Below are 18238 nucleotides of genomic sequence, written 5' to 3'. Positions count from 1 at the left end.
CGGCGTGCCGAAGGCGTGTCCGCTTTACTGATAGGTTATGCCCCAGCGCTGGCCGAAGAGGCAAGTTCGTACAGCACATCGGGGCACTGCTCCTCATTGGTACTTCCGTCGCTGAATGCGATGGCCTTGAAGCCATGCCGCTCGTAGAACGACCGGGCGCGCGCGTTGGCTTGGAAAGTGTAGAGCCTGACCGGCCGCCGCATGGTCGCCAGCGCGTGACTGAGTAGGCGAGCGCCAATGCCTTGGCCCGTGTAACCCGGGGCGATATAGAGCTGATTGACCCAGTTGACGTTGGATTCGCGCGCTGTGGCCAGGACTCCAACAATGCCCGTGGCCGCGCATGCGACTGTGACCTCACCCGAGGGGATGAGTACTTCGCTCACATACTGACGCACCTCAGCATCAGTGTGCGCGAGGTGTGCGAATGGCAGGAAGGCTTTGCGGGACGACAGGAGCACCTCAGCGACGTGCGGCGCATCTTCGGCGGTTGCAGGTCGCAGCGTGGTGTTCATGGGGCATAACGCCGAATTTCAGCGGGCGGCGTAGCCGTCCGCTGCAATGTAGGGTTGGGCATCGCGGCATTCATGGGACGTAAACCATGTGAACGTTGTAGCGGAATCCGAAAGGTGTTTCGGTGACCCTTGCATTCAGGACCAAGTCACTTCTGCCTTCCTCTCTCGTCCACAAATCGACAAGCACATCCCAATGCCCGCCGTACCACATGCACACTGAAGATTCCCAAGTCTGATCCGGAAGCTCTACCAGCGTTGCCCCGTAGTCATCGATTGAATTCCGAATGTGTTCTGCAAGTTCGGGTGGGACTGGATCAACTCCGGGGACGTCTCCGACTAGCCTGTAATCCTGCTTTGCAAGCGCATCTGCTATGGACCGAAGTACATGCCGCCAAGCGGTCGGGACCGCTTGCTGGGTTTGGTCGTCCCTTACTGCGGGAACGTCAGTAGTTGAAAGAGGTGGTGCCATCAGCGAACTGGCCGTAGTGATGCCCAACGTTCGCGCTCAGCGGGCGGCGAAGCCGTCCGCTGGAGCGCAGGGTTAGGCCTCTTGCTAGCGGTCATTGGCATGAGGCACATCATCTCGTAGCGAATACGGTTGCATGTCGATTTCCGGAAAATCAGATTTGTACACACCCCAGCCCATGTATTCGTAGTACTTGGTCATCGCCTCGAAGTGACTATCGGCATCGACCGTCCATACGCAACTCGCGCCCGGCTCAAGGAGCGCGCGAGCAGCATCACCGTTCAGCCCAGCGAGACAGAACGTCTGCCCAGACGACTCGACCCAAAGCTCGTGAAGCATGTTCGTAGAGGCCTAACGCTGGAGGTGACCGGCACGCACCGGCAGCGCGCCCCGAGGTGCACGATCACCCGCGCGCCGCGGGGCGCGCTGCCGGAGCGTGTCCGTGTCGACCGGCCTGTTAGACCGCGTGAAGGCAAGCATGGTCGCCAGTCTATTTTGTCGGCGTCAAAGGCCACGTGGCATGAGCGGCCACCAACTCTCGCAATTGACTGCGCTTCTCCGGCGTCGCCGCCGTGAGGGTCGCGCAGATCTGATTTGCCAGGCACTCGGCCGCGCCCTTGGTCTGTGCGTGGGCCTGCAACTCGAGCACGCGAATGGCGCCTTCCGCTTTTCCGGACCGGATCTGAGCTAGCAGAGACGCATACAGTCTCAATTGGTCCGCGCTCGTGGCTGCATCAACGAACCGCGCTCTCTCGGCCTCGCGCCTCGATGCATCAGATTCAGCGATGTAATTTCCAGCGTAGAAGGCGGCAGCAATTGAGGCGGCGAACAGGAGCGGAAGTACCCATCCTGGCACTTTGACTTGGAGCAGGCTTCGAACAGCCTTCATGGGTCGTTGCGCGGTCTAACGTGTTGTAGACCGCAGGTCGATGCGACCTATCACGGCAACCCGCGCAGTAACGGGTTGCTTTGCGTGCCACCCAAGTGCTTGTCGCATATCAACTTCCTTCGCTCTTCCGCGCTGCTATCAGGGTGATATTTTTCCCGGCAGATGCCGCGCTGGTTACAAACTCCTGAGGGGAGACTGAGTGCGGGGCTGATGGTGCATAGATGTTGCCATTGCCAGGTGCTGAAAGCTCATACCGAGAACCCGGATCCCAGGGGCCTCGCATCGCGTCGATGCCCGGCAGTGGCGGCGCCCCCGCTCAATCGATGGGGCGTGCGCTGCAAGCCGGGATGCCCTGAAGCAGCCCGTCGTCGACGGCCGCTACTGGCCGATCGCAGACGCAAGCCCCCCTTCCTTGAATCGCCATTGCGGCCATTCGCCGACGACCACGAAGCTATCCTGAAAAGCTTGCGACTCAAGACACCCCGTGCAATCACCGCTCCCACCCACAGCAACCGAATTTGCCGAGCTTGCCCGCGGGTTCTGCGGATGGTGTGAAGGGCAATCACTCGGCGCCGGCCCTGAGTCCCAGGCGGCCCACTGGCTGGCGCGGCTATATGCCGCCGCACTTGTCCTTCCTGAAGCGGGCCCCGAAAACAAGGATGGGCTTCCCGACTTGCCAGCGCCCGATTGGGCACGCGCCCAATCCAATCTCGCGCCATTTCTCGGCCGGTATTACCGCGAATGCTTCGATCCTGATCCGCTTCTCGACGAGGCACCGTGCATGGGCGATCTTGGCGACGAGCTCCTCGACGTCTACAAGGACATCAAGAGAGGCCTCGTGCTCTTCGACGCCGGCAAGGCCGACAACGCGCTTTGGCACTGGTCATTCCTGCACAAGATTCATTGGGGGCGGCATGCAGTCGGCGGACTGTTTGCGCTCCACTGCCTGCACGTGTCGAAGCAGGATTGACGTGAGAGCGCTCGCTTGAACGGCTGCGAACACTCGGCCGAACCGGCCAGCCGTCCACGCATCAACGCGCCGACGGGATGCCCCACCGCCGCTCCAACTTACCCCGGGCCGCAAGCTGCACATTCGCCCTCCCCAACTCCCCGCCGTAATGCGCCATCACCCTGTGGTCCATCAGCCGGAACCACAGCGGCGGCACATAGGCCACCAACAGCAGGCCGGCATAGCCGCTCGGTAGTTGGGGCGCCTGCTCGAAATGCCGCAGGGCCTGGTAGCGGCGCGCCGGGTGGGCGTGGTGGTCGCTGTGGCGTTGCAGGTGGTACAGGAACAGGTTGGACATGCGGTGATTGCTGTTCCAGGAGTGCTCGGGCGCGCAGCGCTCGTAGCGGCCGTCAGAGCCGCGCAGGCGCAAGAGGCCGTAGTGCTCGATGTAGTTCACCACCTCCAGCAACTGGGCGCCGTAGAGAGCCTGCACGAGCAGGAAGGGCAGCACCGTCCAGCCCAGCCAGGCAACCAGGCCGGCGTAGAGCACGACCGTCATGGCCCAGGCCTGCAGGCACTGGTTGCGCCAATGCCAGGGGCCATGGCCGCGGCCGGCAAGGCGCTCACGCTCCAGATGCCAGGCGGAGCGCAGGCTGCCCCACATCGTGCGCGGCAGGAAGGCCCAGAAGCCCTCGCCCAGGCGCGCGCTGGCCGGGTCCTCGGGCGTGGCCACACGCCGGTGGTGGCCGCGGTTGTGCTCGACGAAGAAGTGGCCATAAGCCACCGGCGCCAGCACCAGGCGTGACAGCCAGCGCTCCCAGGCGGCGTGCTTGTGGCCGAGTTCATGCGCGGTGTTGATGGCGATGCCGTTGATGCCGCCCACCGTGAGCACCAGGCCCGCGAAGCCCACCCAGCCCAGCCCACCGCGCGCGGCCAGCCAGGCGCCGTGCAGCGTCAGGCCGAACTGCAGCGGCACGAAGAGCAGCAGCACGGCGAGATACCAGCGGTCGGACTCGAGGGCCGGCACCTGCCCCTCGGGCGGGTTGCTGCGGTCCTCGCCCAGCAGGGTGTCCAGCAGCGGGATCAGCGTGTACATGACACCCGGCAGCAGCCACAGCCAGAAGGCTTCGCCGCTGCGCCCGGCCTGCCAGACGTTCAGCCAGGCCAGCCCCGGGAACAGGCCGGACAGCAGCCAGGCGTAGCGCTTGGTGTCGCGCCAAGGCAGGGGCGCGGGGGCCGACAGGGAGGCAGGCATGGCGCATGCTCGGCGGCCGGGCGGCGGCAGTCAAGGACAGCGCGGCGCTCGGGTTTACACATGACCTCGTACGGGCCGGCGCCTGCCGGTGTAAGTTCCGGCCATCCCTGGCCGACCGAGCGCCAGACTCCCTCGCATCGCACACCCCATGCTGATCAAGATCCCCGCCGCTCACCAGCCCCTGTCCAGCGAAATCACGCCCCGCCGCGTCTACCTGAACCGCCGCACGGCACTGGCCGGCCTGGGCCTGGCGGCCGCGTCGCCCTGGGCCCTGGCCCAGTCCGCCCCCGGCGGCGGCAAGCTGCCGAAATTGCCGGGTGTGCGTTCAGCCGTGGCCGGCGCTCTGGTGCTGGACAAGCCCACCAGCTATGCCGACGCGACCTCGTACAACAACTTCTACGAGTTCGGCACCGACAAGTCCGACCCCGCCCAGCGCGCCCACACCCTCAAGCCCCGCCCCTGGACGGTGGCCGTCGAGGGCGAATGCGCCAAGCCCGGCAATTACGACCTCGACGCGCTGATGAAGCTCGGCACCATGGAGGAGCGCATCTACCGGCTGCGCTGCGTCGAAGGCTGGAGCATGGTCATCCCCTGGGTGGGCTTCTCGCTGTCAGAGCTGATCAAGAAGGCGGAGCCGAATGGCAAGGCCAAGTTCGTGGAGTTCATCACCCTGGCCGACAAGTCCCAGATGCCGGGCCTGCGCTCGGGCGTGCTGGACTGGCCTTATGTGGAAGCCCTGCGCATGGACGAAGCCATGCACCCGCTCGCGCTGCTGACTTTCGGCATGTATGGCGAGGTGCTGCCCAACCAGAACGGCGCGCCGGTGCGCATGGTGCTGCCCTGGAAGTACGGCTTCAAGTCGGCCAAGAGCATCGTCAAGATCCGCTTCGTCGAGAAGCAGCCGCGCAGCAGCTGGGAGCAGAGCGCGCCGCAGGAGTACGGCTTCTATTCCAATGTGAACCCCAATGTGCCGCATCCGCGCTGGAGCCAGGCGGGCGAGCGCCGCATCGGCGAGGACGGCCTGTTCGCCAAGAAGCGGCCGACGCTGATGTTCAACGGCTACGAGGCCCAGGTGGGGCAGCTCTACGCGGGCATGGACCTGAAGCGCTACTACTGATGAAGCCCGCGTTGACGCGCGCGCTGCTGCACCCAGCGGCGAAGGTGGTGCTGTTCCTGCTCTGCCTCACGCCACTGGCCTGGCTGGTCTATGGCGCCGTCGCCAACCAGCTCGGCGCCAACCCGGCGGAGGCCATCATTCGCGGCCTGGGCGACTGGACGCTGCGCGGCCTGTGGCTGACGCTGGCCATCACGCCGCTGCGCGAGCTGACGGGGCTGGCCGCACTCGCAAGATTCCGCCGCATGCTGGGCGTGTTCACGTTCAGCTATGCGACGCTGCACCTGCTGGCCTATGGCTGGCTGGACCAAGGGTTGGACTTCGGCGAGATCGCCACCGACATCGCCGAGCGGCCCTTCATTCTCATGGGCTTCACCGCCTGGGCGCTGATGATTCCGCTCGCCGCCACCAGCTTCAACAAGGCCATCAAGGCCCTGGGCGCCAAGCGCTGGCAGACCCTGCACAAGGCCGTCTACGCCGTCGCCGTCATAGCCCTGATGCACTTCATCTGGATGCGCGCCGGCAAGAGCAATTTCACCGAGCCGGCCGTCTATGGCGTGATCCTTGCCGCGCTGCTGGGGTGGCGCCTCTGGAAGCGCGCAACCCGGAAATAGTCCCGGCTGGGATAATCCGGCGCTTTGCCCGGCTGCACCCATGCCCGACCCCACCTCCATCGACGTTGCCATCCTCGGCGGCGGCCCCGCGGGCTGCAGCGCCGCGTCGTGGCTGGCGCAGCTGGGGATGTCGACTCTGCTGGTGGAGCGCGAGCCCCAGCTCTGCGCCGCGCTGCGCGGCCTGGACTTCCGCCAGGACTGGGTGCTGGGCCAGCCTGCCGCGGCACTGGCCGAGCTGGCGCTGAACTACGCGCAACAGGTTGAGAAGACACCCGGCATCACGCTGCGCCGGGGAACCAAGGCCGAATCGGCCCGCCATGCCGCCGGCGCCTGGACCCTGCAGCTGGCCACCGGCGAGCACGTGCATGCCCGCGCCCTGCTGGTCGCCACCGGCCTGCGCCTGCTGCGCCCGGCGCGCTATTTCGCCGTACCCCACCCGCGCGTGCTTGACGCCACCTCGCTGACGTCCCGCCGCGAGACGCTGGCCCCGGGCCGCATGCTGCTGCTCGGCGCGGGCGACAACGCCGCCGAGAACGCCCTCTTCCTGGCCGATCGCGGCTGCGACGTGACGCTGTGGGCGCGCGGCAGCTGGCGTGCCCAGACGCACCTGGTGGCACGCGTCGAAGCCCACCCGCGCATCCAGCTCCGCCTGGCCACGCCCCTGCCCGACGCGCTGCGCCCGGACGATGCTGGCGTGACCGTCGGCGAGGAGCGCTTCGACACTGTCGTCGCCCTGCTGGGCTTCGAGACCGAGCCTTCCGCCTTCGCCCTGCTCAGCGAGCACGACCGCCCCCATGCCTTCGTCGCCGGCGACGCCAGCGCCCGCTGGCATCCCTGCGTGCAGACGGCCCTGGCCGACGGCGTGCAGGCCGCCAAGCTCATCGAGCAGGCCCTGCGCCCGGAAGGCCCCGCAGCCGCGCCGCAGCGTTTCAACAACCGCCAGATCATCCACCTGCAGGGGCTGCGCTTCAAGGCCAACCTGGGCATCCTCGACTTCGAGCGCACCGGCCCCCAGCCCATCCAGGTGGATGCCGAGGTCAACCTCGGCGCCCTGCCCATCGTCGCGCGCGACGCCGACATCGGCCGCGTGCTGGACTACCGCCGCATCCGCGCGGCCATCATCGACGAGTGCACCACCGAGCACACCGACCTCGTCGAGGCCCTGGTGGGCAAGCTCAGCAACCGCCTGATGAGCCTGACCGGCGTCGTCGGCGTGCGCGTCAAGCTGACCAAGCTCGAAATCTTTCCCGACTGCGAAGTTGCAGTCAGCTCCGAAACCGGAATCTGGTGAACGCCATGTCTGAAGTTCTTGACCTTGACCAAGCCGCCGCCGAGAAGAAGGCGGCCCACGAGATCAACAAGCTGTCCAAGCGCTTGCACCGCCAGGTCGGCCAGGCCATCACCGACTTCAACATGATCGAAGACGGCGACAAGGTCATGGTCTGCCTGTCCGGCGGCAAGGACAGCTACGCCATGCTGGACATTCTGCTCAACCTGCAGCAGCGCGCGCCCATCAAGTTCAGCCTCGTCGCCGTCAACCTCGACCAGAAGCAGCCCGGCTTCCCGGAAGAAGTGCTGCCCAACTACCTGCGTTCGCGCGGCGTGGACTTCCACATCGAGAACCAGGACACCTATTCCATCGTCAAGAAGCTCATCCCCGAGGGCAAGACGACCTGCAGCCTGTGCTCGCGCCTGCGCCGCGGCATCCTCTATCGCGTGGCCGGCGAGCTGGGCGCTACCAAGATCGCCCTGGGCCATCACCGCGACGACATGGTCACGACGCTGTTCCTGAACATGTTCTTCGGCAGCCGCATGAAGGGCATGCCGCCCAAGCTGGTCAGCGACGACGGCAAGAACGTCGTCATCCGCCCGCTGGCCTATGTGAAGGAGCCCGACCTGGTGCGCTGGGCCGAGCACCGCGAGTTCCCCATCATCCCGTGCAACCTCTGCGGCAGCCAGGAGAACCTGCAGCGCGTGCAGGTCAAGGCCATGATCAACGAGTGGGAGAAGCGCTACCCCGGCCGCATCGACAACATCTTCACCGCCATGGGCAGCATCGTGCCCTCGCACATGATGGACAAGAAGCTCTTCCCCTTCGAGACCATGAAGGCGACGGGCGTGGCGGATGCGGGTGGCGACATCGCCTTCGACGACGATGAGTCCTGCGCCACGCCGGCCACGACGGCGGTCGTGAAGCTGATGCGCGAAGAGGCCTGATCGCTCTCGCCCCCCGACCGGCGCGCCCAGAAGGCGCGCCGTTTTCGTTTCCACGGTCAACCGATGGCACCTGGCCGGCGTTGCCGCTGACGCTCCCATGCGCTGACATTTGGATGCGTCCGCACACAGTGCGGCAAACTGTCCGTCTCAAGATCAATGGCCGCAACTCCAGGAGGCCCGCCATGTTCGCTCCCAACCGTCGACTGGTCCTGACCAGCCTCAGCGCCGCCGCGGTGCTGGCCGTCACCGGCTGCGCCGGCCCCTACACCGTCTCGGCCGACGTCTCCAGCTATGGCAGCTGGCCGGCCGACCGCAAGCCGGGCACCTATGCCTTCGACCGCCTGCCCTCGCAGCAGCAGAGCGAAGAGGCCGCCAAGCGCCAGAACTCGCTGGAAGACGCCGCCAAGGCCGCGCTTGAGAAGGCCGGCTTCAGGCCCGCGGCCGATGCCAAGACCGCCGATGTCCTTGTGACCCTGGGCGCCCGCGTCACCGCCTACGACCCCGTGCCCTGGGACGACCCGCTGTGGTGGCGCTGGCGCGGCCGCATGTTCTCGCCGCGCTACGGCTACGCAGCCGGCTGGGGCGGCTGGGGCTGGCGCCAGGATCCCTTCTTCGACCGCCGCTACGACCGCGCCGTGGCCGTGCTGATGCGCGACCGCGCCAGCGGCGAGGCCCTGTTCGAGACCCATGCCAGCAACGAGGGCATGACCATGGGCAGCGACGCCGTCATCTCCAGCCTGTTCAACGCCGCGCTGGCGGAGTTCCCCAAGGTCAACCCCAAGTCGCACCGCGTGTCCGTGCAAGCAATCCGCTAGCCCGGAGAAGCCGGCCAGCCTGCCCATAATCGCGACTTCGTCAAAACGTAGTCGCAAGGCAGGCATGGCGCTCAATATCGTGATCATGGCGGCGGGCAAGGGAACCCGCATGAAGTCCGCAACGCCCAAGGTGCTGCACAAGCTCGCGGGCCGTTCGCTGCTCGGCCATGTGCTGAAAAGCTGCGAATCCCTGGCCGCCGACGCCCGCATCGTCATCACCGGCCATGGGGCCGACCAGGTCGAGGCCGCCACGGCGGGCGTGTCCTTCGTGCGCCAGATGCCCCAGCTCGGCACCGGCCACGCCATCCAGCAGGTCGTGCCGGCCCTGGTGGGCGAGGGCACGACGCTGATCCTCAATGGCGATGTCCCCCTCATCGAGACGACGACCGCCAAGGCCCTCATCGACGCCTGCGCCGGCCATGCCCTGGTGCTGCTGACCGTCGACCTCGCCGACCCCACGGGCTATGGCCGCATCATCCGCGACCCCGACGACGGCGGCGTGCTCGCCATCGTCGAGCACAAGGACGCCACGCCCGAGCAGCGCCTCATCCACGAGGGCTACAGCGGCATGATGGCCGCGCCCACCGCCGCCCTGAAGCGCTGGGTCGGCGCCCTGACCAACAACAACGCCCAGGGCGAGTACTACCTGACCGACATCGTCGCCATGGCCGTCGCCGAGGGCCTGCCGGTGCTGGGCATCAAGGCCCACAACGAGATCGAGGTGCTGGGCGTCAACGACCCGGTGCAGCTGTCGCAGCTGGAGCGCGCCTTCCAGGCCCGCCAGGCTGAACAGCTGATGCGCGCCGGCGTTCGCCTGGCCGACCCGGCCCGCTTCGACCTGCGCGGCACGCTGACCCATGGCCAGGACGTCGAGATCGACATCAACTGCGTGTTCGAGGGCGACGTCGAGCTGGGCGATGGCGTGCGCGTCGGCGCCAACTGCGTCATCCGCAATGCCAGGATCGCCGCGGGTGCCCGCATCCACGAGTTCACGCACATCGACGGCGAGAAGCCGGGCGGCGTCAGCGTTGGCGAAGGCGCCCTGATCGGCCCCTTCGCCCGCCTGCGCCCCGGCGCCCAGCTCGGCGCCGAGGTGCATATCGGCAACTTCGTCGAGGTCAAGAACTCGACGCTGGCCCAGGGCGCCAAGGCCAACCACCTGGCCTATCTCGGCGACGCCATCGTCGGCGAGCGCGTCAACTACGGCGCCGGCGCCATCACGGCCAACTACGACGGCGCCAACAAGCACCGCACGACGATCGGCGACGACGTCCACGTCGGCTCCAACTGCGTGCTGGTCGCGCCGCTGACTATCGGCAATGGCGCCACCATTGGCGGCGGCTCCACCATCACCAAGGAAGTTGCATCTGGTGACCTGGCTGTCGCTCGCGGCAAACAGGTTTCAATTGCTGGCTGGACCCGCCCGACCAAGAAGCGTTGAATAGAAGCTGTCTCGTGACTTAGTTCCGGCGATTGCTTCACGGGGCCCGGGTTGAGGGGAAGCTTCCCGACCCGGCCCGCCCTTACGATGGCCCTGCCTCACGAAAGCCGCTGTACCACCTCATGGCCCACGAACTCGACTTTGCCGCGCTCTCGCTTGACGATGCCGTCCCGGCCGATCTCGGTGCCTACGAGATTGCCCAGGCGCAAAGCGAAGCCGACGCCCGCAACCGCGCCCTCGAACTGAAGGCCCAGGCCTGCGACAACGCGGCCGAAGCCTGCTGGTATCTGGCCCGAAGCCTGGGCGCCGCCCGCGACCTGCCCCAGGACGGCGAAGCCAGCCTGGAACTGCTGTTCCAGCTGATCGGCGCCCTGGCCGACCTGCCGACCGACATCGCCGCCGCGCCCCTGCCCGAAGTCGTTGGCGGCCGTGACGACGGCATCACCGAACTCTGCCTGCAGCTCGAGGCCGCCCGCGAGGTGACCGAGGAAGCGCTGATCGACGCGGAGCTCGCGCCGGCCCGCAGCCAGTTCTGCCACTGAACGCCCGCACCCAAAGCAAAGGCGCCTCGCGGGGCGCCTTTTTGCTGGGCGGCAGGTCCTCAGTTGGTGTTGCGGCCGTACTTGCCGCTGCGCACCCACACCGTCACCTTGCCCGGCGGCACGCTGAAGTTGGCCCAGCCGCTGCTGTTGGCGCAGACGGCCGTGGTGTTGGCGCCGGTCACGTCAGTGAAGCACTGGTTGGCATGGGAGGTGCCGACGAACATCCACTTGTTGCCCCAGTTGTTGCGGTTGTCCGTCATCAGCACGGCCACGCCGTACCAGTGCTGGGCATCGCCCTCGCGCGTGAAGCCCACCACGTCGGCGTCGTCGAAATAGTCGTTCTGCTTGCCATAGGCGTGGAACTTGCGCGACTTCAACAGCTGGTCGATGACCCAGGCATGGCTGGCGACGTTGCCGGCCACGCCGTCGTAGTCGCCCAGGAACACCGTCGGATAGCCCTGCGAGCGCAGCAGGATGGCGGCGTAGGCCGAGGGCTTGAACCAGTCCTGCACCTTGGACGAGAGGGCCCGGCCGTCCAGCGTGTCGTGGTTGTCGACAAAGGTCGCCGCCTTGGTCGGCTGCCACGACACCAGCGTGTTGGCCAGCAGGTTGCGCATGTCGTAGAAGCCATTGCCGTTGCCCGCCGCCTGGAAGTTGGCATGCAGCGGCACGTCGAAGGCCGACAGGTTGTTGCCGCTGGTGTTGGTCGCGTTGACATAGGCGTTGAGCTCGTTGATGTTCGAGCTCCAGTACTCCGACACCGCGAACGCCCCCGTCTTGCCGGTGCTGCTGCGCACATGGCCCAGCCACTCGTTGAAGTAGGTGTTGGTGATGTGCTTGGTGGCGTCGATGCGAAAGCCGTCCAGCTTGGCGAAGGTCGTGTACCAGACGCCCCAGTCCTTCAGATGCTGGCGCACGTCGGGATGCTGGAAGTCGACGTCGGCACCCATCAGGTAGTCGTAGTTGCCCTTCTCGGTGGACACGCCCGGGTCCCAGCCCTTGCCGGTGCCGCGGAACTTGTAGATGCGGCAGTCGGTGCAGCCGTCGTTGCCGAGGTTCTGCGCCCAGTCGACGCCGTCGAAGTGGTACCAGCTCCAGGTGAAGCCGTTGTGTTTTAGCGCCCCGTTCTGCACGCGGCCGGGGAAGGTGAAGCGGGTCCAGGCATCAATGCCGATGTCGCCCCAGTACTCCGAGTTGCGGTTGTTCTGGTCCACGCGCACGGCGGTGACGCGCTCCGTGGCCTCGGCGCCCATCTTGTGGTTGAGCACGATGTCGGCATAGACCTGGCCGCCGGCGGCGTGGATGGCGTCGATGGCGGCGATGTACTGGTCCTTGGTGCCGTACTTGGTGCGCACGGCGCCCTTCTGGTTGAACTCGCCGAGATCGAAGAGGTCGTAGACGCCGTAGCCCACGTCATTGGTGCCGGCTTGGCCCTTGTAGGCCGGCGGCAGCCAGAAGGCCGTGACGCCGCGGTTGACCCAGGTCTGGGCACCGTTCTTCAGCGTCGTCCAGTGAGTGCCGTCGGCCGGGCTGGTCCATTCGAAAGCCTGCAGGATGACGCCATTGGTCTGGGCGTTCGCGGGCGCTGCCAGCAGGAACCAGGCTGCGGCGGCCGTGGCTACCGCGGTACTGATAGGCGCAGAAGAGCCTGCGCGCTCAAGGCATGCAATTCGCATGTTGTCTCCGGTTGGTGTGATGGTCGGGGCCTTCCCGGGCCCGTCTCGCCCTGCCCGCTGCTCTGATGGAAGCGGTGACATGGCGATGTAGTTGTACTACTCAAACACCGGATTAACAACGAACTCGCACTCGGTGTTATCCCGTCACATTCAGACGGGACGCTCAGCGAGACGCTAAATCGAGTGGTAGTTTTGCTACCAACAAAGAGAAACGCCGGCCAGTCCTAGCGGACAGGCCGGCGGTGGGAGGGGCGGAGCAGCGCTTATTGCAGGCTGGTCGGGGCCTGGCCCACCACGGTGGGCGGCGGCAGGGTCAGGCGGTTGTCGATGCCCTTGACGCCCGAGGTACCGGCCACCACGAAGGTGGCACGCTCGCGCGTCTGGGCGTCGGGCGCCTGGCCTTCCAGCTTCACGACGCCATGGTCGGTGCTGACGGCGATGGGCACGGCGGCCAGCGTCGCGTCGGCGGCCAGGGCCAGGCGCACCTTGGCGGTGATGCCACTGTCCTCAGCCACCGGCTGGGGCTGGGGCGTGACCTGGGCCAGGGGCGGCGTGCCGGTCGCAGCCGCACTGGCGATGGTCTCAGGCGTGGTGGCGGCAACCGGCGGGATGACGGCGGGCGGCGTCAGAGCCTGAGGCGTCGTCGCCGGACCGGCCGCCGTCGGCGGCATGACGATGGGCGCGGAGCCCGGCGGAACGCTCAGGGGCTGGGCGTCGGCCGGCGCGGCGGCCACCGTCGTGGCCGGCGGCAGCGTGGCCACGGGAGCGGGCGGCGGCGCGCGCAACACCATCTCGGGTCGAGCCGGGGGCACCGGGGCCTGGGCCACCTGACGGGACTCGACGGCCGGACGGCTGGTCGTCACCGGCGGACCCAGGCGCTGCGTGGCGGGCTCGACAGGCGTCGGCTCAGCGGCCGGTGTCGGCGCAGCCGCCACCGTGGTCGTCGTGCTGTCCTCGGCCTGGGATGCAGCCGGCGCTTCGGTCACCGGCGTGGCGGCCGCGACCTCGGTCTGAGGCTCGGCGCTGCCCACCACCAGGCTGGGCGACGTGACGGGCGCTTCGCTCGGCCTGTTCATCGCCCAGATGGCGACGGCCGCGATGATGGCGGCGCCGGCACCGGCCGGGATCAGCCAGCTGGGCGGGCCATCGCGCCGCACGGCAGCCGTCGAGGCGCTGCTCACGCTGGGCTGGGGACGCGCAAAGACCGGGTCGACGCGCGGCGCTTCAGCGGCGGTCGCGCTCAGCGGCGCGTGGATGGAAATCTTGGCGCCCGCGCCGGTGGGCTTGAAGCGCGCCGGGCCGACGGCAGGCTTGCCAGCAGGCTTCAGCGCATCGGGCAGGTGCTCGGGCTTGGTCTCTTCCAGGTGGCTGGCCCAACCCTCGGCGTGCATCGATTTCGGAAATTTCATGTCGGCCTCCAGATCGTCGTTGTCGACGTTTGCGGTGGAGACGACTTTGAGGTGACGCGGCGACCGGCCTTGCCGGTCCAGGTTCCTTCGCCTTGTAGGACAAAGGGCCTGGGATGTGAGGGCTTGTGAGTGCTGTGAGCGAAGAGGCCTAGAAGCCGCGAACGGGCAACTTCTCGTCACGTTGCAGCCAGTTGCGCGGCGAATAGCGGCTGGCGCCGTCGGTCACATGCAGCGTGTAGGCATGGCGCGACTTGGCAGAGCGGTTGGCGGCCGAGTAGTGCGGTAGCAGGCCGTGGAAGACGACGAGGGAGCCTGCCTCGACCTCCAGCGGAATGGCTTGCCGGGAGTCCGCCGCCGGCCACGGGGTCGGATCGATCTGCTCCATCCAGGCCTTGCGGCCCTCGCGCACAAAGCGCTCGCGCAGCACGCCGCGCTGGCCCTTGTGGCCGCCGGGCTCGGTCCACAGGCAGCCGTTCTGCAGCGTCGCGTCTTCCAGCGCGAACCAGAAGGTCGTCACTGTGATGGGGTCGCTCTCGAAGAAGCTGGCGTCCTGGTGCCAGCGCACCTCGCCGCCGATGCCGGGCTGCTTGAAGATGAACATGCTCTGCCAGACCTGGGGCTGCTTCAGCCCGAGTTCCGTGGCGACGCCGCGCAGGGCCTCGCCCTTGGAGAAGGCGCTGAAGACGGGGTCCAGGTCGTGCATGGCATGGCCGATCTTGTTGATGGCCAGCTCCTTGGGCACGCGCAGCTTGCCCTGCTCGTCAAAGGCCTCTTCCTCGAAGAAGCAGCGCATCTGGTCGCCGCTGTCGATGAAGTAGTCGTCGACATGGCGCTGCTGCTCCTCGGTCGTGAAGACCGGGCGCTGCTCGCCGGGATCGAAGGCGTCGACCAGGTCCAGGGCGCGCTGGCGCAGCGCGGCGATGTCGGCGGCCGTCTTGAAGCCGGGGATGATGAGATAGCCCTGTTCGGCGTAGGTGGCGGCGAGCTTGGCGTCAGTAGTCATGAGGATGCGTCCGAAGTTGTGCGGATTGTGTGGCCGGCGCGCGGCACCCACAGTGCGGCCTTCTCAATCCCCGGGAGACTCCCGATGAAAGTCCTCAAGGTCTTGCTGATCGTCATCGTCGCCCTGGCGCTGCTCATCGGCGTCGGCGGCATGCTGGTGTCCCCCAAGTACACGGTCACGCGCACCCTGGCCATCAACGCCGCGCCGGACAAGATCTATGCCCTTGTCGCCGACCCGCGCGGCTGGAAGCAGTGGAGCGCCTGGAACCAGCGCGACCCGGCCATGGCCATCGAGTACAGCGGCCCCGCCTCCGGCCCCGGCGCCGTCTGGGCGTGGAAGAGCAAGAGCCAGGGCGATGGCCGCATGACCTTCACGACGGCCGAGGCGCCCAAGCGCCTGGCCTACGAGCTCTATTTCCCCGACTTCAACACCACCTCCACCGGCGACTTCCGCCTCGACGCCAATGGCGGCGCCACCCAGGTCACCTGGTCCATGGACGGCGACATGGGCAGCAACCCCGTCCACCGCTGGATGGGGCTGTTCATGGACAAGATGGTCGGGCCGGATTTCGACGCGGGGCTGGCGAACCTGAAGGCGCTGGCGGAAAAGAACTGACCGCGCCGCCGGCCCATGTTCCACAGGCAGCTCCTCGTCGCGGCCGCCCTCGCCTGGCTGTGCGGCTGTGGCGACCGCCAGCCGCCACCCCCTGCACCGGCGCCTGAGCACGCCAGCCTCAAGGTCGACCCCAACGACCCGGAGTTCAAGAAGAACTTCCAGGCCCGGCTCGACGAGATGCACAAGGAGGAGAGCGTGATTGAACCGGCCGACTGGTTCGGCAAGACGGGGCTGCCCGATGAGGACGAGCGGGAGTTGCCCCGCTACCTGCGCCGCGAGTTCGGCGAACCGCTGTCCAGGCCCGGCTCGCTGAAGGCAGCGGAGCTCCAGTACCTCGGCCTGTTCGTGCAGGACGGCGAGACGCTGCACTACTGGCGCTTCACGCATGGCTCACCCGAGCCGCATTTCGCCTACGTCGTCGTGGCGCCCCGGCAGGCCATGGGCTGGGGCGACCGCCGACCGCCAGCGGCGGCTAGCGGGCCGCCACCACCGCGTCCCTGACTTCAACAGGCACTGGCCGGGAAGCCCTGAACAGGCCCGCCGTACCCAGCAGGATGGCGGCGGCGCCCAGCCACTGCAGCGGCGCCAGCTCATGCCCCAGCGCCAGCCAGTCGACGAGGATGGCCACCACCGGGTAGAGGAAAGACAGGCCGCCCTGCAGGGCCGTCGGCAGGCGCTGCACGCCGGCGTACATCAGCGCATACATCAGGCCGGTGTGCACCGCGCCCAGCACCACCAGGGGCATCCAGCCCATGGCGGTGCGCGGCAGTTGGCCGAAGTCGGCGAACGGCGCCAGCATCAGCAGGCCCACGCCCACCTGGATCAGCGCGATCAAGGGCGCCGGCATACCGCTCAGCCGCTTGGCGACGACGGCCGCCACCGCCCACAGCGCCGCGGCCCCCAGGGCCATGGCCACACCGGCACCGAAGTCGCCGCCGACATAGCCGGCACTCGGCCTGGCCTGCACGATGAGCACCATGCCCGTGAAGGCCAGGCCTACCCAGGCCAGGCGCGCCAGGCTCAGGCGCTCGCCGAAAAACACCACGCCCAGGCCCATCAGCAAAAAGGGCTGCAGGTTGTAGACGGCCGTGGCCACGGCCACCGAGGCGCGGCCATAGGCGCCGAACAGCAGCACCCAGTTCAGCACGATGGCCACGCCGCCCAGCACCGCCAGGCCGAACTCCCGCGCACTCGGCCGGCGCCACAGGCCCAGGGCGGTGCAGATCAGGGCCAGCGTCAGCAGCCCGAAGCCGCACCGCCAGAAGACCACGTCCAGCGGCGCCAGGCCGGACAGCAGCACGAAATAGCCGATGGAGCCCAGCAGGCTCATCGCACTGCCCATCTCGAGGGCGCCGCGGGTGGTGGGGGACACGGGTCTTCCTTGCTATGCCGAGGACCTCATTGTTCCAAGGCCATGCAGTTCAACACATGCGTTTTGGACGGCATATCGATGATTTGCCAGAATAAGCATCGGCAAACCATCATTTCCACAGAATCATGATCGACGACACCGACCGCCTGCTGCTGGCCGCCCTGGCCGCCGATGCCCGCGCGCCGCTGAAGGACCTGGCCGAGGCCATCGGGCTGTCGCCGCCCGCCACCTCGGAGCGCCTGGCGCGGCTCAAGGAGCGCGGCGTCATCCGCGCCTTCACCATCGACATCGACCCGCAGGCCCTGGGCTTCACGCTGCAGGCCATCGTGCGCGTGCGGCCCATGCCGGGCGCCCTGGCCCAGGTGCAGGCCCGCATCGAGGCCATGCCCGAGGCGCTGGAGTGCGACAAGGTGACCGGCGACGACTGCTTCGTGCTGCGCCTGGCCCTGCGCGACATCGAGCATCTCGACCAGGCGCTGGACCGCCTGGCCGATTGCGCCCAGACCAGCTCCAGCATCGTCAAGGCCCAGCCCCTGCGCCGCCGCGTGCCGGCATTGAAACTGGCCGGCTGAACGGACGCTCAGGTCAACTCGGCTCCCAGGCCAGCGCGAGGGCCAGGGCCGCTTCCGTGACGGCGCGGCCCAGCGGCGTGGCCGGGTCGGGGCGGCGCAGCCGCGGCTGGCTGCCGCTGAGGTCCAGGCTGCCGACGACCGTGCCCTGGTACAGCATCTCGTAGCCCGTGGCCGCTGTGCGCGGCTGGACGTTGCCCTCGACGAGATGGACCGAGCGCAGGCCCACCGTCAGCTCGCCTCGGCGATACGCGCCCTCGCGGCTGAGCTTGCCGCGGCGCATCTGGCCCTCGCCGATCTGCAGCATGGCGGCCGGTGCGCTGCCCCATTTGCAGCTCAGCACCCAGGGCTTGCTGTCGGTCAGGCGGCCGTTGGCGCTGAGCTCGGGCGTCCAGGCCTCGCAGACCGTGGCGTTCTCGCCCGCCGGGCTGGGCGAGCTGAAGCGCAGCACCGTGTGCGCCGCGGACGCCTGCAGCGGCTCGAACAGGGACAGCTTGCCCTTGCGGTCGTAGCGCACGCGCTGGCCGCTGAGGGCGAAATCGCCCCGTTCACCCCAGCCCGACTTGCCGAAGCTCTCCTCGGCCACGCCCGCCACCGAGGGCGCCTGGGCCATCTGCTGCTCGCGGCCGTCCGGCCCGCGCCGCGTCTCACGCACCGAGGCACAGCCGGCGAGCAGCACGATCAGCAGGACGGAGACGGGAACGGCGGGCGAGGAACGGCGCATAGGCTGCAGACCAGGAGGGTGGCGGGATGCCTCGACTCTAGAGCCGCGCCGGCCGG

General features: G+C 67.7%; 21 protein-coding genes and 1 pseudogene. 12 read left to right on the top strand and 10 right to left on the bottom strand.

What is annotated here, in order from left to right:
- Window positions 1–35: 35 nt before the first annotated feature.
- The 4 genes from AC07OY_RS01585 to AC07OY_RS01570 form a co-directional block, all read right to left on the bottom strand.
- A complete protein-coding gene (locus tag AC07OY_RS01585; protein ID WP_495040775.1) occupies window positions 36–512 on the bottom strand; it encodes a GNAT family N-acetyltransferase in 477 nt (158 codons plus the stop codon).
- A gap of 70 nt (window positions 513–582) precedes the next feature.
- A complete protein-coding gene (locus tag AC07OY_RS01580; protein WP_495040774.1) occupies window positions 583–981 on the bottom strand; it encodes a DUF7668 domain-containing protein in 399 nt (132 codons plus the stop codon).
- 84 nt (window positions 982–1065) lie between these two features.
- Window positions 1066–1317: a hypothetical protein gene (locus AC07OY_RS01575; protein WP_495040773.1), complete on the bottom strand. Its 252-nt coding sequence runs from the start codon at window positions 1315–1317 to the stop codon at window positions 1066–1068.
- A gap of 151 nt (window positions 1318–1468) precedes the next feature.
- The gene (locus AC07OY_RS01570; RefSeq protein ID WP_495040772.1) at window positions 1469–1867 is read right to left on the bottom strand and encodes a hypothetical protein; all 399 of its coding nucleotides are present in this window, start codon (window positions 1865–1867) and stop codon (window positions 1469–1471) included.
- 484 nt (window positions 1868–2351) lie between these two features.
- Here AC07OY_RS01570 and AC07OY_RS01565 point away from each other — a divergent pair, with 484 nt between their 5' ends.
- On the top strand, window positions 2352–2837 hold the full coding sequence (locus AC07OY_RS01565; protein ID WP_495040771.1) for a DUF5063 domain-containing protein: 486 nt from the start codon (window positions 2352–2354) through the stop codon (window positions 2835–2837).
- A gap of 61 nt (window positions 2838–2898) precedes the next feature.
- Here AC07OY_RS01565 and AC07OY_RS01560 read toward each other — a convergent pair whose 3' ends face one another.
- Window positions 2899–4071 (bottom strand): alkane 1-monooxygenase, encoded by a 1173-nt coding sequence (locus tag AC07OY_RS01560; protein ID WP_495040770.1) that lies wholly within the window; start codon window positions 4069–4071, stop codon window positions 2899–2901.
- A gap of 148 nt (window positions 4072–4219) precedes the next feature.
- Between AC07OY_RS01560 and msrP the strand changes: the two genes are divergently transcribed.
- From msrP to AC07OY_RS01520, 8 genes and pseudogenes are all read left to right on the top strand, one after another.
- The gene (gene msrP / locus AC07OY_RS01555) at window positions 4220–5188 is read left to right on the top strand and encodes a protein-methionine-sulfoxide reductase catalytic subunit MsrP (protein ID WP_495040769.1); all 969 of its coding nucleotides are present in this window, start codon (window positions 4220–4222) and stop codon (window positions 5186–5188) included.
- 11 nt (window positions 5189–5199) lie between these two features.
- On the top strand, window positions 5200–5799 hold the full coding sequence (msrQ, locus tag AC07OY_RS01550; protein ID WP_495041956.1) for a protein-methionine-sulfoxide reductase heme-binding subunit MsrQ: 600 nt from the start codon (window positions 5200–5202) through the stop codon (window positions 5797–5799).
- Between the two features lie 40 nt (window positions 5800–5839).
- Window positions 5840–6385: pseudogene (locus AC07OY_RS01545) on the top strand (FAD-dependent oxidoreductase); the annotation flags it as partial.
- A 306-nt stretch (window positions 6386–6691) separates the two neighbouring features.
- On the top strand, window positions 6692–7090 hold the full coding sequence (locus tag AC07OY_RS01540; RefSeq protein ID WP_495041955.1) for a dihydroneopterin aldolase: 399 nt from the start codon (window positions 6692–6694) through the stop codon (window positions 7088–7090).
- 5 nt (window positions 7091–7095) lie between these two features.
- Entirely contained in the window at window positions 7096–8016 is a 921-nt protein-coding gene (ttcA, locus tag AC07OY_RS01535) for a tRNA 2-thiocytidine(32) synthetase TtcA (protein WP_495040768.1), read from the top strand.
- Between the two features lie 182 nt (window positions 8017–8198).
- Window positions 8199–8831, top strand: a complete 633-nt coding sequence (locus AC07OY_RS01530) for a DUF4136 domain-containing protein (RefSeq protein ID WP_495040767.1) — start codon at window positions 8199–8201, stop codon at window positions 8829–8831.
- Window positions 8832–8895: 64 nt separating this feature from the next.
- Window positions 8896–10272, top strand: coding sequence for a bifunctional UDP-N-acetylglucosamine diphosphorylase/glucosamine-1-phosphate N-acetyltransferase GlmU (gene glmU, locus AC07OY_RS01525; RefSeq protein WP_495040766.1), 1377 nt, complete (start codon window positions 8896–8898; stop codon window positions 10270–10272).
- Between the two features lie 122 nt (window positions 10273–10394).
- Complete coding sequence (locus AC07OY_RS01520) at window positions 10395–10814, top strand: hypothetical protein (RefSeq protein ID WP_495040765.1); 420 nt, start codon at window positions 10395–10397, stop codon at window positions 10812–10814.
- A 59-nt stretch (window positions 10815–10873) separates the two neighbouring features.
- On the opposite strand, the gene AC07OY_RS01515 is transcribed toward AC07OY_RS01520, so the two are convergent.
- From AC07OY_RS01515 to AC07OY_RS01505, 3 genes are all read right to left on the bottom strand, one after another.
- Complete coding sequence (locus tag AC07OY_RS01515; protein WP_495040764.1) at window positions 10874–12490, bottom strand: alpha-amylase; 1617 nt, start codon at window positions 12488–12490, stop codon at window positions 10874–10876.
- Between the two features lie 263 nt (window positions 12491–12753).
- The gene (locus AC07OY_RS01510) at window positions 12754–13899 is read right to left on the bottom strand and encodes a BON domain-containing protein (protein WP_495040763.1); all 1146 of its coding nucleotides are present in this window, start codon (window positions 13897–13899) and stop codon (window positions 12754–12756) included.
- A gap of 148 nt (window positions 13900–14047) precedes the next feature.
- Window positions 14048–14902 (bottom strand): phytanoyl-CoA dioxygenase family protein, encoded by an 855-nt coding sequence (locus AC07OY_RS01505; protein WP_495040762.1) that lies wholly within the window; start codon window positions 14900–14902, stop codon window positions 14048–14050.
- A gap of 84 nt (window positions 14903–14986) precedes the next feature.
- Here AC07OY_RS01505 and AC07OY_RS01500 point away from each other — a divergent pair, with 84 nt between their 5' ends.
- Both AC07OY_RS01500 and AC07OY_RS01495 read left to right on the top strand, forming a co-directional pair.
- On the top strand, window positions 14987–15517 hold the full coding sequence (locus tag AC07OY_RS01500; protein ID WP_495040761.1) for an SRPBCC family protein: 531 nt from the start codon (window positions 14987–14989) through the stop codon (window positions 15515–15517).
- 15 nt (window positions 15518–15532) lie between these two features.
- On the top strand, window positions 15533–16018 hold the full coding sequence (locus AC07OY_RS01495; protein ID WP_495040760.1) for a hypothetical protein: 486 nt from the start codon (window positions 15533–15535) through the stop codon (window positions 16016–16018).
- Here the strand turns inward: AC07OY_RS01495 and AC07OY_RS01490 are convergent.
- Window positions 15990–16889 carry a DMT family transporter gene (locus AC07OY_RS01490; RefSeq protein WP_495040759.1) on the bottom strand — a complete coding sequence of 300 codons (900 nt, stop codon included), beginning with the start codon at window positions 16887–16889 and terminating at the stop codon, window positions 15990–15992. The two genes, AC07OY_RS01495 and AC07OY_RS01490, sit on opposite strands and share 29 nt — an antisense overlap.
- Before the next feature lie 125 nt (window positions 16890–17014).
- On the opposite strand from AC07OY_RS01490, the gene AC07OY_RS01485 reads away from it, so the two are divergent.
- Complete coding sequence (locus AC07OY_RS01485) at window positions 17015–17461, top strand: Lrp/AsnC family transcriptional regulator (protein WP_495040758.1); 447 nt, start codon at window positions 17015–17017, stop codon at window positions 17459–17461.
- Between the two features lie 13 nt (window positions 17462–17474).
- Here the strand turns inward: AC07OY_RS01485 and AC07OY_RS01480 are convergent, their stop codons facing one another.
- Window positions 17475–18182, bottom strand: coding sequence for a hypothetical protein (locus AC07OY_RS01480; RefSeq protein ID WP_495040757.1), 708 nt, complete (start codon window positions 18180–18182; stop codon window positions 17475–17477).
- Between the last annotated feature and the right edge of the window lie 56 nt (window positions 18183–18238).

This window comes from Roseateles sp. GW821-FHT09H10, from assembly GCF_059415865.1.
Note: the sequence above shows the minus strand (reverse complement) of the source record. Positions and strands in the feature narration are given on the sequence as shown.